We start from the raw sequence: 26,267 nt of genomic DNA, 5'->3' as shown, positions 1-26,267 counted from the left end.
CTCACCGTCGTTTGCGTTTCCAGGACGCTCCGGATATCCGTGAGCACTCGAATCTTTTCATCTTCGACAGGTAGCCTTGCCATGACAGACAACAAGAACACGCCCGACCTCATCTCCGGAGCAGAAAGCCTGCGGGTATTCGAAGGCCTAAACCGTGGCATGTCGCGCCGCAACGCCCTGAAGATGCTCGGCGTCGCCGGTGTGGCGGCGGCGGGTGCGGGCAGCCTGTTCGGCGCCGCCGGCAAACTGTGGGCCGATGACGCGCCGGTGGCAGGCAAGGGTAAGCCAGGCGGCAAGATTCGCGTGGCCAGCGTGGCCAGCTCCACCGCCGACACCCTCGACCCGGCCAAGGGCGGCCTGTCTACCGACTACGTGCGCCAGTACATGTTCTACAACGGCCTGACCCGTTTCGACGTGCACATGGTGCCGCAACTGGAACTGGCCGAACGCATCGATAACACCGACGCCACGCTGTGGACCATCACCCTGCGCAAGGACGTCACCTTCCACAACGGCAAGTCGCTCACCGCCGCCGACGTGGTGTATTCCCTGAATCGCCACAAGGACCCGGCAATCGGCTCCAAAGTCATGGCGCTGGTGGCGCAGTTCGAGGAGATCAAAGCCAGCGGTCCCAACGAGGTGCAGATTCGCCTCGGCGCGCCGAATGCCGAGCTGCCCTCGATCCTTGCCGTGTCGCACTTGCTGATCGTGCCCGAAGGCACCACCGACTTCAGCCAGGGCATCGGCACCGGGCCGTTCAAGGTCAAGGAATTCAAACCCGGTGTGCGTTCGGTGGCGGTGCGCAACCCCAACTACTGGAAACCCGGCCTGCCGTACCTGGACGAGATCGAAGTCATCGCCATCAGCGACGAACCGTCGCGGGTCAATGCGCTGCTGTCGGGCGATGTGCACGCGATCAACCAGGTCGACCCGCGCTCCACCACGCGGATCAAGGCCAGCGCCGGCCATCAATACGTGGATTCGCCCTCGGGCAACTACACCAACCTGATCATCCGCCAGGACCAGATGCCGGGTAAAAGCCCGGAGTTCACCCAGGCCATGAAATGCCTGCTGGACCGCGAACAGGTCAAGTCCGCCGTGTTCCGCGGGTTTGCCGTGGTGGGTAATGATCACCCGATTGCGCCCGGTTCGCGTTACTACAACGCCGACCTGCCGCAGACCGTGTACGACCCGGAGAAGGCGCGCTTCCTGCTGAAAAAAGCCGGCATGGAAAGCATCACCATGCCGCTCGCCGCTTCGCCCGCCGCGACCTCTTCGGTGGACATCGCCGTGCTGTTGCAGCAATCGGCGAAACAGGCCGGCCTCAAGCTCGACGTCAACCGCCTGCCCAGCGACGGCTACTGGTCCAACCACTGGATGAAGCATCCGTTGAGCTTCGGCAACATCAACCCACGGCCGAATGCCGACGTGATGTTCTCGCAGTTCTTCCAGTCCAAGGCGCCGTGGAACGAGTCCGGCTGGCAGAACGAGCAGTTCGATCAGTTGCTGTTGCTGGCCCGCGCCGAAACCGACGAAGCCAAGCGCGGCAAGATGTACGCCGATATGCAGACCCTGGTGCATGACCATTGCGGTATCGGCGTGCCGGTGTTCATCAGCAACATCGATGGTGTCGACCAGCGCCTGAAGGGCTACCGCACTCACCCGCTGGGCGGCTTCATGGGTTACATGTTCGCCGAGCAGGTGTGGTTGGACGCGTGATGAGGGCTTTGCGATGAACAGCACTACACTGTGGTTGATCGGCCGGCGCCTGGGCGCTGCCGTCGTGACCTTGTTGATCGTGTCCATGGTCGTGTTCGCGATCACGGCAGTCCTGCCCGGCGATGCGGCGCAACAGGCCCTCGGCCAGTTCGCGACGCCTGAACAGGTGGCGGCACTGCGCCTGAAACTGGGGTTGGACCAGCCCGGTGTGTTGCGCTACCTGCACTGGTTGATGAACCTGCTCACCGGCGATCTGGGCATGTCGGTGTCCAGCGCGATGCCGGTGAGTGAGCTGATGGGCGGGCGGGTGCCCAACACCCTGATGCTGGCGGCCACCACGGCGCTGGTTTCGGTACCGGTGGCGCTGGTGCTCGGCATCGGTTCGGCGATGGCCCGAGGCGGGCGCATCGACAACATCCTGAGCTTCGTCACCCTGGCCATGGTCGCGGTGCCGGAGTTTCTGGTGGCGACCCTGGCGGTGCTGATCTTCGCGGTGAACCTGGGGTGGCTGTCATCGCTGTCGTATGCCAGTGATATCAGCTCGCCGTGGGAGTTCATGCGCACCTATGCCTTGCCGGTGATGACGCTGTGCTGCGTGATCGTCGCGCAAATGGCGCGCATGACCCGCGCGGCGGTGATCGACCAGCTCGACAGCCCCTACGTGGAAATGGCGCGGCTCAAAGGCGTCGGCCCGATCCGCATCGTGCTGCGCCATGCCTTGCCCAATGCCATCGGCCCGATTGCCAATGCCATCGCCCTGAGCCTGTCGTACCTGCTGGGCGGCGTGGTCATCGTCGAAACCATCTTCAACTACCCGGGCATTGCCAGCCTGATGGTCGATGCGGTGACCAACCGCGACATGGCGCTGGTGCAAGCCTGCACCATGCTGTTCTGCACGGCTTACCTGAGCCTGGTGCTGATCGCCGACCTCTGCGCAATCCTCTCCAACCCGAGGCTGAGAAACCAATGAACACGCTCATTGCGAAGTCCAAGCCTGCATCCTCCGCCCTGGCACTGGCCAAAGCCTCCAACGGCCCGTCCTGGCTGGGTCTGGCCGGTGCGGTGATCTGCGTCGCCTGGCTGCTGCTGGCGCTGGTCGGCCCCTGGCTGGCGCCACACCCGGTGGGTGAAGTGGTGTCCGATAACGTCTTCGACGGCTTCAGCCTGGCGCACCCGTTCGGCACCGACTACCTGGGCCGTGACATGCTCAGCCGGGTGATGGTCGGCGCACGCTTCACCGTCGGGCTGGCGCTGGTGGCCGCGGTGCTTGCCAGCACCCTGGGCACCCTGTGTGCGCTGGTGTCGGTGGTGTCGCCCAAGTGGCTGGACGAAATCATCAGCCGCATCATGGACGCCTTCATTTCCATCCCGAGCAAAATGCTCGCGCTGATCATGGTGTCGGCTTTCGGCTCGTCGGTGACCCTGCTGATCTGCACGGCGGTCATCAGCTACATCCCCGGATCGTTCCGCGTGGCCCGCAGCATGGCGGTGAACATCGAGGCGCTGGAATACGTGCAGGTCGCCCGCACCCGGGGCGAGCGCCGTTTGTACGTAGCGTGCCGGGAGATCCTGCCGAACATCCTCAACCCGGTGCTCACCGACCTCGGCCTGCGGTTCGGTTACATCGTACTGTTGCTCGCCGGCATGAGTTTTCTCGGCCTCGGCGTGCAGCCACCCGACGCCGACCTCGGCTCGCTGGTGCGCGAAAACATCGGCGGCCTCAGCCAGGGCGCGCTGGCTATCGTTATTCCGGCGCTGGCCATCGGCACCCTGACCATCGGCGTGAATCTGTTGATCGACTACCTGTCTTCCAGGCGTAGCCGACGCACCGGAGGCCATTGAAATGACTGAATTGATTCGTGTCGAAGACTTGCGCGTGGTCGCCTGTGGCGAACGCGGCGAGGTGGAAATCGTCAAGGGCGTGAGCTTTGCCCTGGAACAGGGCCAGGTGCTGGCGCTGATCGGCGAGTCCGGTTCCGGCAAGACCACCATCGCTCTCGCGCTGTTGGGCTATGCGCGCAGTGGTTGCCGGTTGTCCGGCGGCGTGGTGCGTGTGGGTGAGCACGACATGCTGGCGGCGAGCGAAAGCCAGTTGCAGAAACTGCGCGGCAACCGCGTGTCCTATATCGCCCAGAGTGCCGCCGCCGCGTTCAACCCGGCGAAAAAACTTATCGACCAGGTGGTGGAGGGCGCCTTGATCCATGGCCTGGGCAGCCGCGTTGAGCTGGAGGCCAAGGCGATCGAGCTGTTCCGCGACCTGTCATTGCCAAACCCGGAAACCATCGGCCAACGCTACCCGCACCAGGTCTCGGGCGGGCAGTTGCAGCGGGTGATGGCGGCCATGGCGCTGATCAGCGACCCGTTGCTGGTGGTGCTCGACGAGCCCACCACGGCGCTGGACGTGACCACCCAGATCGACGTGCTGCGCGCGTTCAAGCGCGTGGTGCGCGAGCGCGGTGCCACGGCGGTGTACGTGTCCCACGACCTGGCGGTGGTGGCGCAGATGGCCGACCGCATCGTGGTGCTCAATGACGGGCAGATTCTTGAACAAAGCGACACCGCACCCTTGCTGGCGGTGCCGGCCCATGACTACACGCGCAGCCTGCTTGCGGCCGCGCGGCCCGACGCGACGATTCGCCCGCCCAGCGGCATCGCCGAAGACACACCGCTGCTGACCATCAGCGGCCTGACCGCCGGTTACGGCAACAAGAACGCCCAGGGCATGCCGCTGATCCGTGTGCTCGAAGGCATCGACCTCACCGTGCGCCGTGGCCAGGCGATTGGCGTGATCGGCGAATCCGGCTCGGGCAAATCCACCCTGGCGCGGGTGGTCGCGGGCCTGCTGACACCGGCCCTGGGCGGCCTCACATTCGACGGCCAGCCCCTCGGCGGTTGCCTGTCCGAGCGCACGCCGGAACAGTTTCGACGCATTCAGATGGTGTTCCAGAACGCCGACACCGCGCTTAACCCGATGCACAGCGTGGGCGCCATCATTGGCCGGCCGCTGAAGATGTATTTCGGCCTCAAGGGCGCGGCGTTGCGCGAGCGCACCCATGAACTGCTCGACCTGGTGCGCCTGCCGCACGCCCTGGCCGAGCGGCGCCCCAGCGAGTTGTCCGGCGGGCAGAAGCAGCGGGTCAACCTGGCCCGGGCGCTGGCCGCCAAACCCGACCTGATCCTCTGCGATGAAGTGACCTCGGCGCTGGACACCGTGGTCGGCGCGGCGATCCTTGAGCTGCTGCGCGATTTGCGTCAGCAACTGGGCGTGTCCTATCTGTTTATCAGCCACGACATCTCCACCGTGCGCGCGCTGTGCGACGACATTGTGGTGATGTACAGCGGCCACAAGGTGCAGGCCGGCAGCCGCGAGTCGTTTGCCGCGCCGCCGTTCCATCCCTACACCGACCTGCTGATTCATTCGGTGCCGGAGTTGCGCCAGGGCTGGCTGGAAACCTGCGGCGCCACCAGCGGCACTCTGCCGCCAGTGGGCGCGCGGGCCGCCGTGCCGGAGCTGTGCACCTTCCTCAACCGTTGCCCGGTGCGTATCGACGGCGTCTGCAACCGCGTCGCCCCCAGCCGTCACTCCCTGGACAATGGCAGTGAAATGCTCTGCCACCATGACGGCGCCCAATTGATCAAGACCCAGCGTGGCCTCGTGGTGGAAACCAGCGGAGCCTACGCATGAGCCGATATTTTGCCCTGCAACGGAGCCAGTCCTTATGAAACCGCGCGTACTGGAGATCCTGAAAAAACTGATGGCGTTCGACACCGTGTCGTCCGAGTCGAACATGGCCTTGATCGAATACGTGCGTGAGCTGCTGCTGACCCAGGGCATCGAGTCGCTGATCGTCAAGGACCAGAGCGGCAAGAAGGCCAACCTGTTTGCCAGCACCGGGCCCGAAGTGCGCCCTGGCGTGCTGCTCTCCGGGCACACCGATGTGGTGCCGGCGGCAGGGCAGGCCTGGACCTTCCCGCCGTTTGCCGCCACCGTGCAGGACGGGCGCATCTACGGGCGTGGCAGTTGCGACATGAAGGGCTTTATCGCGCTGGCCATCGACGCCATGCTCGATGCGGCGCAGCACACCTTGAACCGCCCGTTGCAACTGGCCTTGTCCCATGACGAAGAGATCGGCTGCGTCGGCGTACGGCGCCTGCTCGATGTGCTGCACCTGGCACCGATGCGTCCGTTTCTGTGTGTGATCGGCGAGCCGACCAACATGCAATTCGTGCTGGGGCACAAGGGCAAGGGCTCCTACCGCACCTACTGTCGAGGCCTGGAGGCGCACTCGTCGCTGGCGCCGCGTTCGGTCAACGCCATCCATGTCGCCTGCGACTTTATCGCCGCACTGCGCGAGAGCCAGCAGCAGTTGCAGCACCATGGCGCCCAGGACAGCGATTACGATGTGCCCTACAGCACCGTGCATGTCGGGCAGATTGTCGGCGGCAAGGCGCTGAACATCGTGCCCAACCTGTGCACCCTGGATTTCGAGGTGCGCAACCTGCCGGCCGACAACCTGGACCTGTTTCTGGAGCAACTGCGCGAGCGCGCCGAAGTGATCGTGCACGAGGCGAAAAAACTCTCCAGCGTGGCCGCCATCGAGATCGAAACCGTCAACGTCTACCCCGGCCTCGACACGCACCCCAGCGTTGAAGCGGTGCGTTTTCTCAAGCAGTTCGCCGCGCCCGACACCGGCACCGCCAAGGTCTCGTTCGGCACCGAAGGCGGGCTGTTCAAGCAGCGCCTGGACGTGCCGGTGGTGGTATGCGGGCCGGGCTCCATCGAACAGGCGCACAAGCCCGACGAGTTTATCGAGATCAGCCAGATGGAGGCCGGCGAGGCATTCCTGCACGGCCTGCTTGGCTCGTTGAGGGCTTAGCAGAGCCTGCCGTTGCGCGGGTAATTTCAGCACGCCACGCTGCCCACGCCACGCTTTCGGCATCCTCGTTCGCGGCACCTCCCTAGACTGGAGCGTGTCTCGGATCAGGACTCGACCATGCTCACTACTCGCCTGCAAGACCCCAGCCTTCTGGCTGAACTCGCCTACGTTGACGGCCAGTGGATCGCCGCCGCCAGCGGCGCCACCCTGGACATCCTTGACCCTGCCAGCGGCGAGGTGCTCGCACGGGTGCCGGCCATGGACACGGTCGACACCCGCCGCGCCATCGACGCCGCTGAGCGTGCCTGGCCCACCTGGCGTGCACGCCCGGCCGCCGAACGCGCAGCGCTGCTGGAGCGCTGGTACCAGGCCATGCTCGACAACCTCGAGGACCTGGCGCTGATCATGACCTGCGAGCAGGGCAAGCCGCTCAATGAAGCCCGTGGCGAGATTCGCTACGGCGCAGGTTTCGTCAAATGGTTCGCCGAAGAAGCACGGCGGGTGTATGGCGAAACCATGCCGGCGCCCAGTGGCGACCGGCGTCTGCTGACGTTGAAACAGCCGGTGGGTGTGTGCGCCGCCATCACCCCGTGGAATTTCCCCAACGCGATGATCACCCGCAAGTGCGCGCCGGCATTGGCCGCCGGTTGCCCGATCATCGTCAAACCGTCCGACCTCACACCGCTGTCGGCCCTGGCCCTGGCGGTGCTGGCCGAGCGCGTCGGCATTCCGGCCGGCGTCTTCAATGTGATCACCGGGCTGCCCGCCGGCATCGGCGCCGAGCTGACCGGCAACCCGGTGGTGCGCAAGATTTCCTTCACTGGCTCCACCGCCGTCGGCCGCCTGCTGATGCGCCAGAGCGCCGAGCACATCAAGCGCCTGAGCCTGGAACTGGGCGGCAATGCGCCGTTCGTGGTGTTTGACGACGCCGACCTGGAGCAGGCGGTGGCCGGGGTCATGCTCAGCAAGTTTCGCAATGCCGGGCAAACCTGCGTGTGCGCCAACCGCATCCTGGTGCAGGCCGGCATCTACGAACGCTTCGCCGCGCGGCTGGTGGAGGAGGTGGGCAAGCTCAAGGTCGGCAATGGGCTGCAGGAGGGCGTGACCATCGGCCCGCTGATCAACCCTGCGGCGGTGGCCAAGGTGACGCGGCATATCGAGGATGCCCTGAGCCAGGGCGCGACCTTATTGTGTGGCGCCATCCCAGGTGGTGACAGCCCGTTTGTGCAGCCTACGGTGCTGGGCGAAGCCCACGCCGGGATGCTGCTGGCCAATGAGGAAACCTTTGGGCCGGTGGCGCCACTGATGCGCTTTACCGACGAAGCTGAGGCGCTTGCGCTGGCCAATGCCACGCCGTATGGGTTGGGTGCCTATTACTTCACGCAGAACCTGGCACGCTCGTGGCGCTTTGGTGAGGCGCTGGAGTTTGGCATGGTCGGGCTCAATACCGGGATCATCTCGATGGAGGTGGCGCCGTTTGGCGGTATCAAGCAGTCGGGGTTGGGGCGTGAGGGGAGCAAGTACGGGTTGGATGAGTATCTTGAGGTTAAGGCATTTCATATTGGGGGGTTGGGGTGACAGCTTTTTAGCGGTGGGTACATATCCGTTATTTGGGTAACGGCTACGTAGGGTTCCGCCCTTACGGCGGGTCACTTTGGAAAAGAGCCCCAAAGTAACCAAAGGGCTCTTGCCCCACCACTCGGCACCTCGCTAGGGCTCGGTGTGCCCGCACTCCGGCTTGAATCCGTGGGCCGCCGCGATGGGCCATCCCTGGCCCAGCGCGGCTAACCCGGCGTCCTGCCGGGTTACCCACGGATTCAAGCCTGCGTGCGGCCAGCGTGGTTAACGGGGCGCCTGAGATCAAGATCAAAAGCCAGAGCCAGAGCCAGAGCCAGAGCCAGAGCCAGAGCAAAGCAGATCAAAAGCAGTGTGATATCCAACAGACAAATGGAGATCAACTGTGGGAGGGGGCTTGCTCCCGATAGCAGTGGGTCAGCTACCCATAAGCTGACTGACACTCAGCCATCGGGAGCAAGCCCCCTCCCATAGTTTGAACAGCGCCAGGTAGGAAAACCTCGGTCGGCTCTAAGGCCGCCGCGCTCTTGATCTTGATCTGAGGCGCCCCGTCAAACACGCTGGCCGAACGCAGGCTTTGGAGCGTGGGTAACCCGGCAGGACGCCGGGTTAGCCGCGCTGGGCCAAGGATGGCCCATCGCGGCGGCCCACGCTCCAAAGCCGGAGTGAGGGCACACCGAGCCCAGGCGAGGTGCCGAGTGTTGGGGCAAGAGCCCTTTTGGTTACTTTTGGGGCTCTTTTCCAAAAGTGACCCGCCGTAAGGGCGGAACCCTACGTAGCCGTTACCCAAATAACGGATATGTACCCAGTAATAACGGATATGTACCCCATCAATACCCCTTCCCCCGATCCACCTCCCCAACCATCCGCTCCCCGCGCTGAAACCTTCGAATATTCCCCAACAACACGCCAAACGCACTCTCCGGCTGAGTCATCGCCGCAATATGCGGCGTCAGCACAATCTGCGGATGCCCCCAAAACGGATGCTCCTCTGGCGCCGGCTCCTGCTGCAGCACATCCAGCACCGCGCCGCTGAGTTGCCCGCTGGAAAGCGCTCTCAGCAGATCCTCCTCCACCAGGTGCCCGCCGCGTCCCATGTTGATCAGCCCCGCACCCTGTGGCAGTTGATCAAACAAGCGGCTGTTGAGAATGCCCTGGGTCTGCTCGGTCAACGGCAACACGCACAGCAGAATGTCGCACTGGCCGAGAAACGCCGGCAGTTGCGCTTCCCCCGCATAACACGTAACCCCCGGCAGTTGATGTGCGCTGCGGGCCCAGCCCGACAAGGCAAACCCCAGCGGTGCGAGGGTCGCGAGGATCTGCTGCGCCTGCGCGCCCAGGCCCATCACGCCGACGCGGCGGTTGGCCGCCGGTTGCAACCGGTGCGCCTGCCAGCAGCGCGCCGTCTGTTGCTGGCGGTAGCGCAGCATGTCGCGATGCAGGCTGAGCACGGCCCAGGTGGCGTATTCGCACATGCCCTGGGTGATGCCGGGATCGAGCAGGCGCACCACCGGCAAGTCGGCGGGCAAGCGGGCAAGGTCCAGTTGATCGACCCCGGCCGATACGGCAAACAGCACCTTCAGGTTGGGCAGCAATTGTTCAAGATCGTCCGGCGCCAGCCAGGCGGCGAGGTAGTCGATTTCGCTGGGGTCGCCAATGTCCGGCCAGGCGCGCCATTCGATGTCCGGCGCGTGTTCGGCAAACAGTGCCTTCCAGCGTTCGCCGCGCACGGGGTCGGATTTGTAGAGCAGGGCCATGGGTATCTCCGCAGGGCTGAAAGTAGCCATCATCATCGCGCAATGCCGGCGCAGGATCTGTTGAAACGCAGTGGAAAAACAGTCGATCCGAATTTCTCACAGGGCAAGTTCGGTGCAGTTCGTTTTTGCCAGGCCGTAATCTGAATGTCATCGCAACCACCTTCCGGTTGCCGGGCTCACCTTGGGAAATGCCATGAACAGCAGAGTCGATAAAACCCCACATTTGCTCCGTCAGCGCGATCAATTCGTACCCCGTGGCCTGATCACTGCGCACCCGCTGGTGATCGATCGCGCCCAGGGCGCCGAACTCTGGGACGTGGAAGGCAAGCGCTATCTCGATTTCGTCGGCGGCATCGGCGTGCTGAACATCGGTCATAACCACCCCAAAGTGGTCGCGGCGGTGCAGGCGCAGTTGCAGAAAGTCTCCCACGCCTGCTTCCAGGTGGTGGCCTACCAGCCTTACCTCGACCTGGCCCAGCGCCTGTGCGAGCTGGTTGGCGGGGAGGCGGCGTACAAGGCGGCGTTCTTCACATCCGGCGCCGAGGCGGTGGAAAATGCGGTGAAGATCGCCCGTGCCCACACCAATCGTTCGGCAGTCATTGCCTTTCGCGGCGGCTTCCATGGCCGCACGTTGCTTGGCACGACGCTCACCGGCATGAGCCAGCCGTACAAACAGAACTTCGGACCGTTCGCGCCGGAGGTGTTCCACACCCCCTATCCCAACGCATATCGCGGCATGACCAGCGAGCTGGCGCTCAAGGCGCTGGATGAACTGCTGGCCACCCAGGTTGCCCCGGACCGCGTCGCGGCGATTCTCATCGAGCCGGTGCAGGGTGACGGCGGCTTTCTCGCCGCGCCGCCGGAGTTTCTTCAGGCCTTGCGCGCACTGGCCGACAAACACGGCATCGTGCTGATCCTCGACGAGATCCAGACTGGTTTCGGTCGCACCGGCAGCTGGTTCGGTTTCCAGCACTCGGGCATCCAGCCCGACCTGGTCACCGTGGCCAAGAGCCTGGCCGGCGGCTTGCCGCTGTCCGGCGTGGTGGGCAAGGCGCACATCATGGACGCGCCGCTGCCTGGCGGTCTGGGCGGCACCTACGGCGGTAATGCGTTGGCCTGCGCGGCGGCGCTGGCGGTGATCAGTGCGTTCGAAGAGGAACAACTGCTGGCGCGCAGTCACGTGCTCGGCGAACGCCTGCGCAACGGTTTACTCGGTCTGCAGGCGCGCTACCCGCGCATCGGTGACGTGCGTGGCACCGGCTTCATGTTGGCAATCGAACTGGTCAAGGACGACGCGGCGCGTAGCCCGGATGCCGACCTCAATCAGCGGGTGATCGACGAAGCCCGCGCCGGTGGTTTGCTGGTGATCAAGTGCGGCGTGTACCGCAACGTGCTGCGCTTCCTTGCGCCGCTGGTGACCACCGAGGCGCAGGTCGACGAAGCCGTGCAGATTCTCGACGCAGCCCTGGCACGGGTCTTGAACTGAGCCGCTACCGGCGGCGAACCCGGTTGGCGGCAGCGCCCGTGACCCGTTATGGCGCACGGGCGACCACATTGCATCATTGGAGGCGTGACCCCTCATGGGACTGACAGATTATCGAGCGTTGCTGATCGATTGTGATGGGGTGCTGGTGGACCGTGACTCGGGCGTGTTCGCCGCGTTGCAGCCGCTGCTCGACAGCCGTGGCGGTCCAGCGCCGGCCAGGGAGCAGGTGCTGGCCGAGTTCAACACGGTGATCGAGGGCCTCTACCCGCGTTTTGCCGAGCTGGGCTTCAGCGGCGTGCTGTGTTTTGCCCATCGCCAGCTCGCCGAGCGCTGGGGGCTGCACGCCAGTTGGGAGGAGGGCATGAGCTTTGCGCGTTCGGCGGGCAACTGGTCGCTGTTCGAGGATGCGCCGGGGGCGATGCTGTACCTGCGCAAGTTCTATCGTCTGCTGGTGCGCGGCGACCGCGATGCCGAGGACCGTGGGCTCTTGTGCGAGCGCCTGGGCATTGAGGCGGAGCATTTCATTTCCCTGGTCGAGGCCGAGCAATGGCTTGACCGCCAAGGGGCGCAGGTAGAGCCTGTGTTGCACGTGACCCGCGCATCAGCCGGCGCCGTTCTGGCGCTGGACCGCTGCCTGATCGGCCGTCACCGCTCGCCGCAGCCCACGCCGTGTGCAGCCGATTACTGCATTAACAGCATGGCAGACCTGGTCGCTCAGCATCAGCTGTCTTTACGGCGCTGATTTTGCTAGAAGATTGCTTACAAACGGCAGTCAAGAGGTATGCAATGGAAGGGCTCGTCAAGCTGGACCGGATCGACATCAGCATTCTGGTTGAACTGCAAAAAGATGGTCGGATGACCAACGTCAGCCTGGCCGATGCCGTGGGCCTGTCCGCCAGCCCCTGCCTGCAACGGGTCAAGCGGCTGGAGTCGGCCGGTTATATCTCCAGCTACAAGGCGCATCTGAACCTGGCCAAGATTACCGATTCGGTCACGGTGTTCACCGAAATCACCCTCAGCGACCACAAGCGCGAAGACTTCGCCAAGTTCGAATCCAACATCCGCCTGGTGGATGAGGTGCTCGAATGCCACCTCATCAGCGGCGGCTACGACTACCTCGTGCGTTTCATGACCCGCAGCATCCAGCATTACCAGGAAGTGGTCGAAGGCCTGCTGGACAAGAACATCGGTATCTCCAAGTACTTCAGCTATATCGTGATCAAATCACCGGTGCTGAAAGACGGCGTGCCGCTGCGCAAGCTGCTGCGTCATTGAGTGCGGCTGCGCCCGTTCAGGATCATCAGGGTCAACAGCCCCGCGACAATGCCCCAGAACGCCGAGCCGATGGAAAACAGCGTCAGCCCTGATGCGGTGACCATAAAGGTGATCAGCGCCGCTTCGCGTTCCTTCGGCTCGTGCATGGCGACGCTCAGGCCATTGATGATCGAGCCGAACAACGCCAGCGCCGCAATCGACAGCACCAGCTCTTTTGGCAAGGCGGCGAACAGTGCCGCCAGGGTCGCGCCGAACACCCCGGCAATGCCGTAGAACACGCCGCACCACACGGCGGCGGTGTAGCGCTTGTTTCGGTCTTCATGGGCATGCGGCCCGGTGCAGATGGCCGCGCTGATTGCCGCCAGGTTGATGCCGTGGGAGCCGAACGGCGCCAGCAGCAGCGAGGCCAGCCCGGTGACGCTGATCAATGGCGAGGCCGGCACGCTGTAACCGTCGGCGCGCAGCACGGCGATGCCGGGCATGTTCTGCGAGGTCATCGCCACCACGAACAGCGGGATGCCGATGCTGATGGTCGCCGCGAGCGAGAAGTGCGGCGTGGTCCACACCGGCACCGCCACTTCCAGGTGAAAGGCGCTGAAATCCAGCAGCCCCAGCAGCCCGGACAATGCGGTGCCGATCACCAGCGCGGCGAGCACCGCATAACGCGGCGACAGGCGCTTGATGATCAGATAGGTAAAAAACATCCCTAGCACCAGTGCGGTGCGATGTTGCGCGGCGACAAAGATTTCGCTGCCGATCTTGAACAGGATCCCGGCCAGCAAGGCTGCGGCCAGTGAGGCGGGGATGCGCTTGAGCAGTCTTTCAAAACTGCCGGTCAGCCCGCACAGCGTCACCAGCACCGCGCAGGTGATGTAGGCACCGATGGCTTCGCCGTAGCTCACGCCGCCCAGGCTGGTGATCAACAGCGCAGCGCCGGGCGTCGACCAGGCGACGGTGATCGGCGTGCGGTAGCGCAGCGACAGGCCGATGCTGCACACCGCCATGCCGATGGACAGCGCCCAGATCCACGAAGAAATCTGCGCCGTGGTCAAACCGGCAGCCTGGCCGGCCTGGAACATCAGCACCAGGGAGCTGGTGTAGCCGGTCATCATGGCGATAAAACCGGCGACGACGGCCGACGGCGAAGTGTCGGCCAGCGGGCGCAGCGGCGCGTGGGTGGCGTCGGTCATGACGGGGTGTTCCTTTTGCCTGGGTATTTGCCGGTGAGGGCGCGGATTCAAGCCTAAACTCAAAGGTAACCGGTCATTGCAATACAGCCGGGGCCGCAAACAGCCGTACAGTGTGTTGGCGTATTGGGTTGTGTACAATGTGCCCCGTTTTCAGGCGATACTTGCCAGCGCCACGCTGTTGCCGTATTACCGTTAATTCGCCGCCGTTCTCCAAACCCGAGTGCCCATGAACGAACAGTTGCAACCTCTCAAGAAACAACCGCGCGCCGGCAAGGCCGGTCGCACCGGCACCCAGGACGATATCGTCTACGCGCATATCTTCGAGGCGATCCTCGAGCAGCGCCTGGCACCCGGCACCAAATTGAGTGAAGAGGCACTGGGCGAAATCTTTGGCGTGAGCCGCACCATTATTCGCCGTGCGCTGTCGCGTCTGGCCCATGAAGGCGTGGTGCTGCTGCGGCCCAATCGCGGTGCGGTGGTTGCCAGCCCGAGTGTCGAAGAGGCCCGCCAGGTGTTCATGGCGCGGCGTCTGGTGGAGCGGGCGATCACTGAATTGGCAGTGCAGCACGCCACTGCCGAGCAACTGGCTGAACTGCGCCAGATGGTCAACGACGAGCGCGACAGTTTTTCCCGGGGGGATCGCGGTGCGGGTATTCGTCTCTCCGGCGAATTCCATCTCAAGCTGGCCGAAGCGGCTAAGAATGCGCCGCTGATCAGCTTTCAGCGCAGCCTGGTTTCGCAGACATCATTGATCATTGCTCAGTACGAAAGTGGCAACCGCTCGCACTGTTCCTACGATGAACACACCCAGTTGATCGATGCGATCGAAGCTCGCGATGCGGTGCTGGCGGTGGATTTGATGATGCATCATATGGATCATATCGACAGCAAGCTCAACCTTGATGAGGAAGGGGCTTCGGATGATTTGCATGCGGTGTTTTCGCATTTGCTGCAGACCAGGAAGGCTGGGCGTTCTTCTTTGAAGGTGTGAACACATTTTAAAAGTGTGGGAGGGGGCTTGCTCCCGATGGTGGCTTTATTGTGTACATATCCGTTGCTGCGGTAACGGCTGATATGGGTTCCGCCCTTACGGCGGGTCACTTTTTGAAGAGCGCAAAAAGTAACCAAAAACGCTTTGCCCCACCACTCGGCACCTCGCTTAGGCTCGGTGTGCCCGCACTCCGGCTTGAATCCGTGGGCCGCCGCAATGGGCCATCCCTGGCCCAGTGCGGCTAACCCGGCGTCCTGCCGGGTTACCCATGGATTCAAGCCTGCGTTCGGCCAGCGTGGTTGACGGGGCGCCTGAGATCAAGATCAAGATCAAAAGCCAAAGCAAAGCAGAGCAAAAGCAGGGTGATGTCCATCAGACCAATGGAGATCCAAATGTGGGAGGGGGCTTGCTCCGATAGCAGTGGGTCAGCTACCAATAAGTTGACTGACACTCAGCCATCGGGAGCAAGCCCCCTGCCACATTTTGTACAGCGTTCGGCAAACCATTCCGGTCGGCTCTAAGGCTGCCGCGCTCTTGCTTTTGATCTGGGGCATACCGAGCCTGGGCGAGGTGCCGAGTGGTGGGGCGATGTAAGGGTGGAACCGCCAGCACTGGAGATGTACACAATAACCCCATGGCCAAGATCAGCGTTCGTGCACCAACCGACCAGCCGCATAGGTCTGCAACACCACCCGATCATCCCCCAGCGTCATCAGCACAAACAACGTCTCGGCAATAGTGTTCGACTGCTTCAAGCGATAACTGAGCAGTGGCGTAGCGTTGTAATCCAGCACCAGAAAATCCGCATCCGAACCCGGTTGCAAGGTCCCGATCCTGTCCTCCAGGCGCAGCGCCCGGGCGCCGCCGAGGGTCGCCAGGTACAACGACTTGAACGGGCTCAACCGCACGCCCTGCAACTGCATGACCTTGTACGCTTCGTTCAGGGTCTGCAGCAGTGAAAAGCTGGTGCCGCCGCCCACATCGGTGCCCAGACCGACATTGAGCTTGTGCTTCTCGGCCATCGGCAGGTTGAACAGCCCGCTGCCCAGAAACAGGTTCGAGGTAGGGCAGAAGGCGACTGCCGAGCCGGTCTCTGCCAGTCGCGCGCATTCGTCGTCACACAGGTGCACGCCGTGGGCGAATACCGAGCGTTCGCCCAGCAGCTTGTAGTGGTCGTACACGTCCAGGTAGCCGCTGCGCTCCGGGAACAGCTCTTTTACCCATTCGACTTCCTGCGTGTTCTCGCTGATGTGGGTCTGCAGGTACAGGTCGGGGTATTCCCCCAGCAACTGCCCGGCCAGTGTCAGTTGCTCCGGCGTGCTGGTGGGCGCAAAGCGCGGGGTGACTGCATAGTGCAGGCGGCCCTTGCCGTGCCAGCGTTCGATCAGCGCCTTGCTGTCCGCGTAGCTGGTTTGGGCGGTGTCGGTGAGGTAGTCCGGTGCGTTGCGGTCCATCATCACTTTGCCGGCGATCATGCGCAGGTCGAGTTTTTGCGCGGCTTCAAAGAACGCGTCCACCGACTGCGGGTGCACACTGCCGAACACCAGCGCCGTGGTGGTGCCGTTGCGCAGCAGTTCCTTGATGAAAATGTCCGCGACGTGCTCGGCATGGGCTTTGTCGGCGAACTGGCTTTCGCAGGGGAAGGTGTAGGTGTTGAGCCAATCGAGCAATTGCTCGCCATAGGCGCCGACCATGCCGGTCTGCGGCAGGTGAATATGAGTGTCGATCAGGCCTGGTGTGATCAGCGCGTCCTGATAATGAACGACTTCGGTATCGGCGGGCAGGCTCGGCAGCAGGTCGGCGGCGTGGCCGACGGCGCTGATGCGGCCGTTTTCGATCACCAGCAGGCCGTCCTCGAAATACTCGTAGGAGGCTTCGATCCCCACTTCGGCAGGGTCGCCGATGCTGTGCAGGAGGGCGGCGCGGTAGGCTTTGCGAGTCAAAGGCATGAGGGTCTCGATTCAGATAGCTTGGCTGCGACGTGACGCCGGCAGCAGTTTGGCAATGGGTTCGGCGCGGGCAGCGTGCTGGCCGAAACTGGCGTTGTAGGTGGCGATGATTTCGCCTGCGATGGAAATGGCGATCTCCACCGGCAGTTTGCCCTTCACCTCGGTGAGGCCCATGGGGCAGCGCATGCGTTGCAGCTGCGCGGCATCGAAGCCGCGCTCGCGCAGGCGGTGTTCGAACTTGACGCGCTTGGTCCTGGAGCCGATCAGACCGAAGTAGGTGAAGTCATTGCGCTTGAGCAGGGCGGCGCTCAGTGCCAGGTCCAGCGCGTGATTGTGGGTCATGACGATGCAATAGCTGCCCGCTGGCAGGTCGGCAATTTCGTCGACCGGCTCTTCGCTGACGATTTTACGCACGCCCTCGGGAATCTGTTGCGGAAATTCCTGTTCGCGCGAATCGATCCAGCGCACCCGGCACGGCAGGCTCGCCAGCAACGGCACCAGTGCGCGGCCGACATGGCCGGCGCCGAACACCGCGATGTGTGCCTGCACCTGGCCCATGGGCTCGAACAGCAGCACGGTCACGCCGCCACAGCACTGGCCCAGGCTGGCGCCGAGGCTGAAGCGCTCCAGATGAGTGTTCTGCTGGCCGCGCACGAGCATGTCGCGGGCGATCTGCATCGCCTTGTATTCCAGGTGCCCGCCGCCGATGGTGTCGAAGGACCGGTCGGCGCTGATCACCATTTTCGACCCGGCATTGCGCGGGGTGGAGCCGAGCTCTTCGATGATGGTGACAAGCACGCAGGGTTCGCCGCTGGTTTGCAGGTGGGCGAGGGCGCTGATCCAGTTGTTCATGGTTACCTCTCGTGGTGTCTGTCAGGCCGTCATCGCGGGCAAGCCGCTCTTACAGTTGGAATGCGTTCCCCTGTGGGAGCGGGCTTGCTCGCGAAGGCAGCACCTCGGTCCTAAAGCGATACCTGCAACTGCCGCATCTGCTCACACCCCCACAACACCCGCTCCGGCGTCGCCGGCGCATCGATCTTTGGCTGATGGCGGTAATCACCGAGGCTTGCGACCGCATCCTTGATCGCGCACCACGAGGCGATGCCGAGCATGAACGGCGGCTCGCCGACGGCCTTGGAGTGAAACACCGTGTCTTCCGGGTTCTTGCGGTTCTCCACCAGCTTCACCCGCAAATCCAGCGGCATGTCCGCCACCGCCGGGATCTTGTAGCTGGCCGGTCCATTCGTCATCAGCTTGCCCTTGTCGTTCCACACCAGCTCTTCCATGGTCAGCCAGCCCATGCCTTGAATGAAGCCGCCTTCGACCTGGCCGATGTCGATGGCCGGGTTCAGCGAGGCGCCCACGTCATGCAGGATGTCGGTGCGCAGCATCCGGTATTCGCCGGTGAGGGTGTCGACAATCACTTCGCAGCAGGCCGCGCCGAACGCGTAGTAGTAGAACGGCCGCCCGCGCGACTGGCTGCGATCGTAGAAGATTTTCGGGGTCTTGTAGAACCCGGTGCTCGACAGCGACACCTGGGCGAAGTACGCCTGCTGGATCAACGCCTCGAAGCTCAGGATCTGCTCGCGCACGCGCACATGGCCGTTGCGAAATTCCACATCCGCTTCACTCACGTCGTACTTGCGCGCGGCGAATTCCACCAGGCGTTGCTTGATGGTTTCGGCGGCGTTCTGCGCGGCCTTGCCGTTCAGGTCGGCACCGCTGGAGGCGGCCGTGGGCGAGGTGTTCGGCACTTTATCGGTGTTGGTCGCGGTGATCTGCACGCGGTCGATGTGCACCTGGAAGACCTCGGCCACTACTTGCGCGACCTTGGTGTTCAGGCCCTGGCCCATCTCGGTGCCGCCGTGGTTGAGGTGGATGCTGCCGTCGGTGTAGATGTGGATCAGCGCGCCGGCCTGGTTGAGAAAGCTGGCGGTAAACGAGATGCCGAATTTCACCGGGGTCAGCGCCAGGCCTTTTTTCAGGATCGGGCTGTGGGCGTTGTACTGGCGGATCGCTTCGCGGCGTTCGGCGTATTGGCTGCTGGCTTCAAGCTCGGCGGTCATTTCGTCGAGCATGTTGTGCTCGACGGTCTGGTAGTAGTGGGTGACGTTGCGCTCGGTCTTGCCGTAGTAATTGGCCTTGCGCACCGCCAGCGGGTCGAGCGCGAGGTGGCGGGCGATGGCGTCCATCACTTCTTCGATGGCGACCATGCCCTGCGGGCCGCCGAAGCCGCGATAGGCGGTGTTGGACGCGGTGTTGGTCTTGCAGCGATGACCGTTGACCGTGGCGTCGCCCAGGTAATACGAGTTGTCGGCGTGGAACATCGCGCGGTCGACGATCGAGTTGGACAGGTCCGGCGAGCAGCCGCAGTTGCCCGCCAATTCCAGGTTGATCCCGTGCAGCCGGCCACTGTCGTCAAAACCCACGTCGTATTCGATATAGAACGGGTGGCGCTTGCCGGTCATCAGCATGTCTTCGACGCGCGGCAGGCGCATCTTGGTTGGCTGGCCGGTGAGGCGCGCGACCACCGCACACAGGCAGGCGGGGCTCGCCGCCTGGGTTTCCTTGCCGCCGAAACCACCGCCCATGCGGCGCATGTCGACGACGATTCTGTTCATCGACACGTCGAGCACTTCGGCCACCAGTTTCTGTACTTCGGTGGGGTTTTGCGTGGAGCAGTAGACGATCATGCCGCCGTCTTCGGTGGGCATCACCGAGGAAATCTGGGTTTCGAGATAGAAGTGTTCCTGACCGCCGATGTGCAGGGTGCCTTGCAGACGATGTTTGGCCGCGGCCAATGCGCCCGCTGAGTCCCCGCGTTGGTGGGTGTGGCTGTCGAGCACGAAGTGTTTGGTGCGGTAGGCTTCGACCACGTCGAGCACCGGTTCCAGGTCTTCGTATTCGATCAGCGCCGCCATCGCGGCTTTGCGCGCGGTGTCGAGGTCGCGGGCGGCCACGGCCAGCACCACCTGACCGACGTATTGCACGGTGTCGATGGCCAGCAGCGGGTCGCCGGGCAGCAACGGGCCGATGTCTTTGAGGCCCGGCACGTCTTCGTGGGTGATGACGATGCGCACACCGTCAAAGGCGTAGCAGGGCGCGGTGTCGATGCTGAGAATGCGCGCGTGGGCGCGGTCGGACAGGCGCGCATACAGGTGCAACTGGTTGGGAAATTCCAGGCGGTCATCGATGTACTGCGCTTCACCGCTGACGTGCTTGGCGGCGCTGTCGTGCTTGACGCTGCGGCCGACGCCAGAGGTGATTTCCCCGGCGAACAGCTCGGCCAGTTCGGCCTGGGTTTTAACGACGGCGTGATGGTTAGACATAAGCGGTCACCCGAGTCTCGATGTGCGGCGTCTGCAGCTCGATGAAGTATTTGCGCAGCAGGTTCTGCGCGCTGAGCAGGCGGTATTCCTTGCTGGCGCGAAAATCCGAGAGCGGGGTGAAGTCCTCGGCCAGGGCGGCGCAGGCGTGTTCGACGGTGGCGGCGTTCCAGGTGGCGCCGACCAGCGCGGCTTCGCAGTGTTTGGCGCGCTTGGGCGTGGCGGCCATGCCACCAAAAGCAACGCGCGCGTGGCGGATTACACCGTTGTCGATCTTCAGGTTGAAGGCGGCGCAGACCGCGGAAATATCATCGTCCAGGCGCTTGGACACCTTGTACGCACGAAACAGCGTGTGGCCCTTGGGCACGATGATTTTTTCGATGAATTCGCTGTCTTGCCGGGCGGTGACGCGGTAGTCGATGAAGTAGTCTTCCAGCGCCAGGGTGCGCCGGGTGTTGCCCTTGCACAGCACGATCTGCGCGCCCAGGGCGATCAGCAGCGGCGGTGAATCGCCAATCGGCGAAGCGTTGCCGATATTACCGCCCAGGGTGCCCTGGTTGCGGATCTGCAGGGAGGCAAAACGCTGCAGCAGTTCGCCAAAATCCGGATAGGCCTGGTGCAACGCGGTGTAGCAGTCGGAGAGGGCGGCGGCGGCGCCGATTTCCAGGCGGTCGTCAAAGGCGTCGATGCGCTTCATCTCGTCGATGTTGCCCACGTAGATCATCACCGGCAGCGTGCGGTGAAACTGCGTCACTTCCAGCGCCAGGTCGGTGCCGCCGGCGAGCAGCCGGGCTTGCGGGTAGGCGTCGTAAAGGTCGGCCAGGTCGGCGACGGTGAGCGGCACCAGGCAGCGTTTGTCGCCGCTGTTCAACTCGCCGGTCTGGGTGGGCGCGATGGCCTTGAGGCGGGCAATGGTCTGGGCCTGGCGACTGTCGAACTGGTCCTGGGGTTTGTTGCAGCAAGCCTGCGCGGCGGCGGCCAGGATCGGGCGGTAGCCGGTGCAGCGGCACAGGTTGCCGGCCAGGGCTTCGTGGGCTTTGTGGCTATCGGGTGAGTCGCTGTTCTTTTGCAGGGCAAACAGCGACATCACAAAGCCCGGCGTGCAAAAGCCGCATTGCGAGCCGTGGCACTCGACCATCGCCTGCTGCACGCTGTGCAACTGGCCCTGGTGCTTGAGGTCTTCGACGCTGATCAATTGTTTGCCATGCAACGACGAAACAAAGGTCAGGCATGAATTGAGGCTGCGATAACGAATCTGCTCGGCGCCGCTGTCATCGCGGTGCAACTCGCCCACCACCACGGTGCACGCGCCGCAGTCACCGCTGGCGCAGCCTTCCTTGGTGCCGGGCTTGCCCACGTGTTCACGCAGGTAATTGAGCACCGTCAGGTTGGGGTCCAGGGCGTGCTCGCTACGGAGTTCCTGGTTGAGTAAAAACTGGATCACGGAAGGCCTCGCAGATTCATTATTGTTGTAACCGCTTTGCGCCGAATCTAGTCATGTCTGACTTTTCGGTCAATGTTTTTCTGACTTAAGGGTCAAGAAAGCGCGATCACAGCATCCTCAATTAGGGGGCGGGCTTCTGAAGCCGGCGTTTTTACAGGGTGATGAGCTGTAATAGCTGCTTATTTCATGCCAAATTCGCCCCTGTGGGCGTAGCGCCATCAGCGAGCCAATGCGCTACACTGCCGCGCTGTCAACGATAGAAGATTTTGAAGGGAAAACATGACGTTCAAGGCGCCGGACAGTCTCGCCGAGCAAATCGCTCACCACCTCGCCGAACGCATTATTCGCGGCGATTTAAAGCCTGGGGAGCGTATCCAGGAACAGAAGGTCACGCTGGCGCTGAATGTCAGCCGTGGTTCCGTGCGCGAAGCCTTGTTGATCCTCGAACGTCGCCACCTCATCGCGATCCTGCCGCGCCGTGGCGCCCACGTCACCGAACTGACGGCGCACAAAGTGCAGAGCCTGTGCACGTTGATGGGCGAGCTGTACATCCTGCTCGGCAATGCGGTCGCCGAGGGCTGGCAGACCCAGGCCGACATGGCGCCGTTCGTGCAGATCCAGCAGCGCCTGGTGAGCAATTTCGAACGCCAGGACATCCGCGCCTTCGTCGAAGAAAGCTTCAATGTGATGCGCGCCGCGTACCCCTTCGCGAATAACCCGTATCTGCAGGAAACCGTCGAGAACCTGCAACCGGCGATGAACCGTGCCTATTACCTGGCCCTGGATCAGCGCAAAGCGAGCATGAGCGAATACCTGGCGCTGTTCGAGCAACTGCTCGCCGCCGTGCTCGAGCGTGACCTGGCGCAGATTCGCGCGGTGCTGTCGGCCTACTGCCAACGCAGCAGCTCGCTGGTGATCGCCGCGTTGGCGGACGCCTAAGCGTGCGGCTCAAGTGCATCAAGCTGGCGGGGTTCAAATCCTTCGTCGACCCGACCACGGTGAACTTCCCCAGTAACATGGCGGCGGTGGTCGGGCCCAATGGGTGCGGCAAGTCGAACATCATCGACGCCGTGCGCTGGGTGATGGGCGAGAGTTCGGCGAAGAACCTGCGTGGCGAGTCTATGACCGACGTCATCTTCAACGGCTCCACCAGCCGCAAACCCGTGAGCCAGGCCAGCATCGAGCTGGTGTTCGACAACTCCGACGGCACTCTGGTCGGCGAATACGCCGCCTACGCCGAAATCTCCATCCGCCGCAAAGTCACCCGCGACAGCCAGAACAGCTACTTCCTCAACGGCACCAAGTGCCGTCGACGCGACATCACCGATATCTTCCTCGGCACCGGCCTGGGCCCGCGTAGCTATTCGATCATCGAGCAGGGCATGATCTCCAAGCTGATCGAAGCCAAGCCTGAGGATCTGCGCAACTTCATCGAAGAAGCCGCCGGCATCTCCAAGTACAAGGAGCGCCGCCGCGAGACCGAAAACCGCATCCGCCGTACCCATGAAAACCTTGCCCGCCTGACCGACCTGCGCGAAGAGCTGGAGCGTCAGTTGGAGCGCCTGCACCGCCAGGCCCAGGCGGCCGAGAAGTATCAGGAATACAAGGGCGAGGAACGCCAGCTCAAGGCGCAGCTATCGGCCCTGCGCTGGCAGGCGCTGAACGAGCAGGTGGGCCAGCGCGAGGCGATCATCGGCACCCAGGAAATCAGCTTCGAAGCCCTGGTGGCCGAACAGCGCAACGCTGACGCGAGCATCGAGCGCCTGCGTGACGGGCACCATGACCTGTCCGAGCGCTTCAATCTGGTGCAGGGGCGCTTCTATTCGGTGGGCGGCGACATTGCCCGCGTCGAGCAGAGCATCCAGCATGGCCAGCAGCGTCTGCGTCAGTTGCAGGACGATTTGAAGGAAGCTGAGCGCGCGCGCCTGGAAACCGAATCGCACCTGGGCCATGACCGCACTCTGCTGCTGACCCTCGGCGAAGAGCTGGACAGGCTCACCCCCGAGCAGGAAATCACCAGCGCCGCCGCCGAGGAAGCCGCTGCTGCCCTGGAAGAAGCCGAAACCACCATGCACGGCTGGCAGGAGCAGTGGGACGCCTTCAACCTGCAATCGGCCGAACCGCGCCGTCAGGCTGAGGTGCAGCAGTCGCGCATCCAGCAGCTGGAAACCAGCATGGAGCGCCTGGCCGAGCGCCAGCGGCGCATGCTCGAAGAGCGCGCGCTGCTCGCCGCCGACCCTGAAGACGCGGCCATCATGGCCTTGAACGAGCAACTGGCCGAAAGCGAGATGACCCTCGAAGAGCTCGAAGCCAGTGAAGAACAGCAAGTGGAGCGCCTGGAGCAACTGCGTCAGCAATTGCACACGGCGACCCAGGCCCAGCAGCAGGCCCAGGGCGATCTGCAGCGGCTCAATGGCCGGCTGGCGTCGCTTGAGGCCTTGCAGCAAGCGGCCCTGGACCCGGGCACCGGCACCGCCGAATGGCTGCGCGACCAGCACCTGGCCGAGCGTCCGCGCCTGGCCGAAGGCCTGAAGGTGGACGCCGGTTGGGAATTGGCAGTGGAAACCGTTTTGGGTGCCGACCTGCAAGCGGTGCTGGTGGATGATTTCGCCGGCTTTGACCTGGCCGGCTTTGCCCAGGGCGATCTGCGCCTGCTCAGCCCGGACGCCGATGGCAAGCGGGTGCCGGGCAGCCTGCTGGACAAGGTCGAGGCGGCCGTTGACCTGTCGCCGTGGCTGGGCCAGGTCAGGCCGGTTGAATCCCTCGACGAGGCGCTGGTCCAGCGCAGCCAGTTGGCGGCGGGCGACAGCCTGATCAGCCGCGATGGCTACTGGGTCGGCCGTCACTTCCTGCGGGTGCGCCGCGCCAGCGAAGCCGAAAGCGGCGTGTTGGCCCGTGGCCAGGAAATCGTCAACCTGAGTGCCGAGCGCGAAGAACGCGAAGCCACCCTGGAACGCCTGGAAACCGAACTGCAAACCCTGCGCGCGACCCAGCGCCAGCAGGAAACCGGCCGCGAGCACCTGCGCCGTCTGTTGCAGGACGAAGCGCGCCAGCAGGGCGAATTGAAGGCGCAGCTCTCGGCGAGCAAGGCCAAGGCCGAGCAACTGACGCTGCGCCGCACCCGTCTCGACGAAGAGGTCGCGGAGATGGGCGAGCAGCGCGCCCTTGAACACGAACAGATCGGCGAAGCGCGCCTGCAGTTGCAGGAAGCCCTCGACAGCATGGCCCTGGACACCGAACAGCGCGAGCTGCTGCTGGCCCAGCGTGACAGCCTGCGCGAACGCCTCGACCGCGTACGCCAGGAAGCCCGGCAGCACAAGGATCACGCCCATCAGTTGGCGGTGCGCCTGGGTTCAGTGCGCGCCCAGCATGCGTCCACCGCCCAGGCCCTCGAACGCCTGGAGATGCAGTCCGAACGCCTTACCGAAAAACGCGAGCAACTGAGCCTGAACCTGGAGGAGGGCGAAGCGCCGCTGGAAGAGCTGCGCCTCAAACTCGAAGAGTTGCTCGACAAGCGCATGAGTGTCGACGAAGAACTCAAGACCGCGCAGATCGCCCTGGAAGATGCCGACCGCGAATTGCGCGACGCCGAGAAGCGTCGCACCCAGGCCGAGCAGCAATCGCAGTTGATCCGTGGCCAGCTCGAACAACAGCGCATGGAATGGCAAGCCCTCACCGTGCGCCGCAAGACCCTGCAGGACCAGTTGCTCGAAGACGGCTATGACCTGCACGGCGTGCTCAATACCCTGACCGCCCAGGCCAACGAGAAAGACGCCGAAGAAGAACTCGAACGCATTGCCGCGCGCATTCAGCGTCTGGGCGCGATCAACCTCGCGGCCATCGACGAATACCAGCAGCAGTCCGAGCGCAAACGTTATCTGGATGCTCAGGATGCCGACCTGGTCGAAGCACTGGACACCCTGGAAAACGTGATCCGCAAGATCGACAAGGAGACCCGCAACCGCTTCAAGGATACCTTTGATCAGATTAATGGCGGTTTACAGGCGTTATTCCCGAAAGTTTTCGGCGGTGGCAGCGCTTATCTGGAACTGACGGGCGAAGATCTACTCGATACAGGGGTGACGATCATGGCGCGCCCGCCGGGCAAGAAGAACAGCACCATCCATTTGTTGTCCGGCGGCGAAAAAGCCCTCACCGCACTGGCGCTGGTATTTGCCATCTTCAAGCTCAACCCGGCGCCGTTCTGCATGCTCGACGAAGTGGATGCGCCGCTGGATGATGCGAACGTCGGGCGCTATGCGCGCCTGGTCAAGGAGATGTCCCAGACGGTGCAGTTCATCTATATCACCCATAACAAGATCGCCATGGAAATGGCCGATCAACTGATGGGGGTGACGATGCACGAACCGGGGTGTTCGCGATTGGTGGCGGTGGATGTCGAAGAAGCGCTGAAGATGGTGGAGTCTTGAGCGCGGCCATTGGCGCCAATGCAGGGTGCGATAAAGGGCGTTTTACCGGTCTGAAGAAAGTGGCAAATGGACATATTTGCTCAAGGCATTTTGACAGACGGTGTAAAGTTATCTTTGGTCGTGCTAGTTTAATGTGAATTTTCGTGTGCGTGGGCAAAACGTCAGTCAGAACATAGAGTTGGCGCCACGTTTTAAAGCGGTTTGCACGGTGCTAAACCCCTTATTTTTCAGCATTTTTTATTAGAGGC

The 26,267-nt window shown here is 63.3% G+C and carries 18 protein-coding genes; 12 read left to right on the top strand and 6 right to left on the bottom strand.

The annotated features are described in order from the left end of the window. The first annotated feature begins 81 nt into the window (after positions 1 to 81). The 6 genes from RHM60_RS08785 to RHM60_RS08760 all read left to right on the top strand — a co-directional run bounded on the left by RHM60_RS08785 (position 82) and on the right by RHM60_RS08760 (position 8,174). Positions 82 to 1,719, top strand: a complete 1,638-nt coding sequence (locus RHM60_RS08785) for an ABC transporter substrate-binding protein (protein ID WP_322214207.1) — start codon at positions 82 to 84, stop codon at positions 1,717 to 1,719. 13 nt (positions 1,720 to 1,732) lie between these two features. Continuing rightward, positions 1,733 to 2,689, top strand: a complete 957-nt coding sequence (locus tag RHM60_RS08780; RefSeq protein ID WP_209983710.1) for an ABC transporter permease — start codon at positions 1,733 to 1,735, stop codon at positions 2,687 to 2,689. Further along, on the top strand, positions 2,686 to 3,561 hold the full coding sequence (locus RHM60_RS08775) for an ABC transporter permease (RefSeq protein WP_057009186.1): 876 nt from the start codon (positions 2,686 to 2,688) through the stop codon (positions 3,559 to 3,561). The genes RHM60_RS08780 and RHM60_RS08775 overlap by 4 nt, the downstream gene beginning before the upstream one ends. Before the next feature lies 1 nt (position 3,562). Continuing rightward, positions 3,563 to 5,404 (top strand): ABC transporter ATP-binding protein, encoded by a 1,842-nt coding sequence (locus RHM60_RS08770; RefSeq protein ID WP_231421463.1) that lies wholly within the window; start codon positions 3,563 to 3,565, stop codon positions 5,402 to 5,404. A gap of 34 nt (positions 5,405 to 5,438) precedes the next feature. Further along, positions 5,439 to 6,596 carry an acetylornithine deacetylase gene (gene argE / locus RHM60_RS08765; protein WP_209983706.1) on the top strand — a complete coding sequence of 386 codons (1,158 nt, stop codon included), beginning with the start codon at positions 5,439 to 5,441 and terminating at the stop codon, positions 6,594 to 6,596. 117 nt (positions 6,597 to 6,713) lie between these two features. Further along, a complete protein-coding gene (locus tag RHM60_RS08760; RefSeq protein ID WP_231421464.1) occupies positions 6,714 to 8,174 on the top strand; it encodes an NAD-dependent succinate-semialdehyde dehydrogenase in 1,461 nt (486 codons plus the stop codon). A gap of 827 nt (positions 8,175 to 9,001) precedes the next feature. Here the strand turns inward: RHM60_RS08760 and RHM60_RS08755 are convergent. Then, positions 9,002 to 9,928, bottom strand: a complete 927-nt coding sequence (locus tag RHM60_RS08755; RefSeq protein ID WP_322214206.1) for a glyoxylate/hydroxypyruvate reductase A — start codon at positions 9,926 to 9,928, stop codon at positions 9,002 to 9,004. 193 nt (positions 9,929 to 10,121) lie between these two features. Here RHM60_RS08755 and gabT point away from each other — a divergent pair, with 193 nt between their 5' ends. From gabT to RHM60_RS08740, 3 genes are all read left to right on the top strand, one after another. Next, a complete protein-coding gene (gabT, locus tag RHM60_RS08750; RefSeq protein ID WP_322214205.1) occupies positions 10,122 to 11,414 on the top strand; it encodes a 4-aminobutyrate--2-oxoglutarate transaminase in 1,293 nt (430 codons plus the stop codon). A gap of 94 nt (positions 11,415 to 11,508) precedes the next feature. Continuing rightward, on the top strand, positions 11,509 to 12,156 hold the full coding sequence (locus tag RHM60_RS08745; protein WP_209983698.1) for a 2-haloalkanoic acid dehalogenase: 648 nt from the start codon (positions 11,509 to 11,511) through the stop codon (positions 12,154 to 12,156). Between the two features lie 44 nt (positions 12,157 to 12,200). Further along, positions 12,201 to 12,689, top strand: a complete 489-nt coding sequence (locus RHM60_RS08740) for an Lrp/AsnC family transcriptional regulator (RefSeq protein WP_003230384.1) — start codon at positions 12,201 to 12,203, stop codon at positions 12,687 to 12,689. On the opposite strand, the gene RHM60_RS08735 is transcribed toward RHM60_RS08740, so the two are convergent. Beyond that, complete coding sequence (locus tag RHM60_RS08735) at positions 12,683 to 13,879, bottom strand: benzoate/H(+) symporter BenE family transporter (RefSeq protein ID WP_322214204.1); 1,197 nt, start codon at positions 13,877 to 13,879, stop codon at positions 12,683 to 12,685. The two genes, RHM60_RS08740 and RHM60_RS08735, sit on opposite strands and share 7 nt — an antisense overlap. 226 nt (positions 13,880 to 14,105) lie before the next feature. Here RHM60_RS08735 and RHM60_RS08730 point away from each other — a divergent pair, with 226 nt between their 5' ends. Further along, the gene (locus tag RHM60_RS08730) at positions 14,106 to 14,870 is read left to right on the top strand and encodes a GntR family transcriptional regulator (protein ID WP_209983695.1); all 765 of its coding nucleotides are present in this window, start codon (positions 14,106 to 14,108) and stop codon (positions 14,868 to 14,870) included. A gap of 644 nt (positions 14,871 to 15,514) precedes the next feature. Here the strand turns inward: RHM60_RS08730 and guaD are convergent. The 4 genes from guaD to xdhA all read right to left on the bottom strand — a co-directional run bounded on the left by guaD (position 15,515) and on the right by xdhA (position 21,589). Further along, positions 15,515 to 16,819, bottom strand: a complete 1,305-nt coding sequence (gene guaD / locus RHM60_RS08725) for a guanine deaminase (protein WP_209983694.1) — start codon at positions 16,817 to 16,819, stop codon at positions 15,515 to 15,517. Between the two features lie 12 nt (positions 16,820 to 16,831). Next, the gene (gene xdhC / locus RHM60_RS08720) at positions 16,832 to 17,671 is read right to left on the bottom strand and encodes a xanthine dehydrogenase accessory protein XdhC (protein ID WP_231421470.1); all 840 of its coding nucleotides are present in this window, start codon (positions 17,669 to 17,671) and stop codon (positions 16,832 to 16,834) included. Between the two features lie 110 nt (positions 17,672 to 17,781). Then, positions 17,782 to 20,148, bottom strand: a complete 2,367-nt coding sequence (gene xdhB, locus RHM60_RS08715) for a xanthine dehydrogenase molybdopterin binding subunit (protein WP_322214203.1) — start codon at positions 20,146 to 20,148, stop codon at positions 17,782 to 17,784. Continuing rightward, positions 20,141 to 21,589, bottom strand: coding sequence for a xanthine dehydrogenase small subunit (gene xdhA / locus RHM60_RS08710; protein WP_231421472.1), 1,449 nt, complete (start codon positions 21,587 to 21,589; stop codon positions 20,141 to 20,143). Before xdhA ends, xdhB begins: the two co-directional genes overlap by 8 nt. A gap of 279 nt (positions 21,590 to 21,868) precedes the next feature. Here xdhA and RHM60_RS08705 point away from each other — a divergent pair, with 279 nt between their 5' ends. Beyond that, complete coding sequence (locus RHM60_RS08705; RefSeq protein WP_209983685.1) at positions 21,869 to 22,528, top strand: GntR family transcriptional regulator; 660 nt, start codon at positions 21,869 to 21,871, stop codon at positions 22,526 to 22,528. Positions 22,529 to 22,530: 2 nt separating this feature from the next. Next, complete coding sequence (gene smc / locus RHM60_RS08700; protein WP_322214202.1) at positions 22,531 to 26,019, top strand: chromosome segregation protein SMC; 3,489 nt, start codon at positions 22,531 to 22,533, stop codon at positions 26,017 to 26,019. Positions 26,020 to 26,267: the final 248 nt, after the last annotated feature.

It is taken from the genome of Pseudomonas sp. MH9.3, from assembly GCF_034354675.1.
Taxonomy (GTDB): domain Bacteria; phylum Pseudomonadota; class Gammaproteobacteria; order Pseudomonadales; family Pseudomonadaceae; genus Aquipseudomonas.
This window is presented reverse-complemented; position numbering and strand designations above follow the sequence as displayed.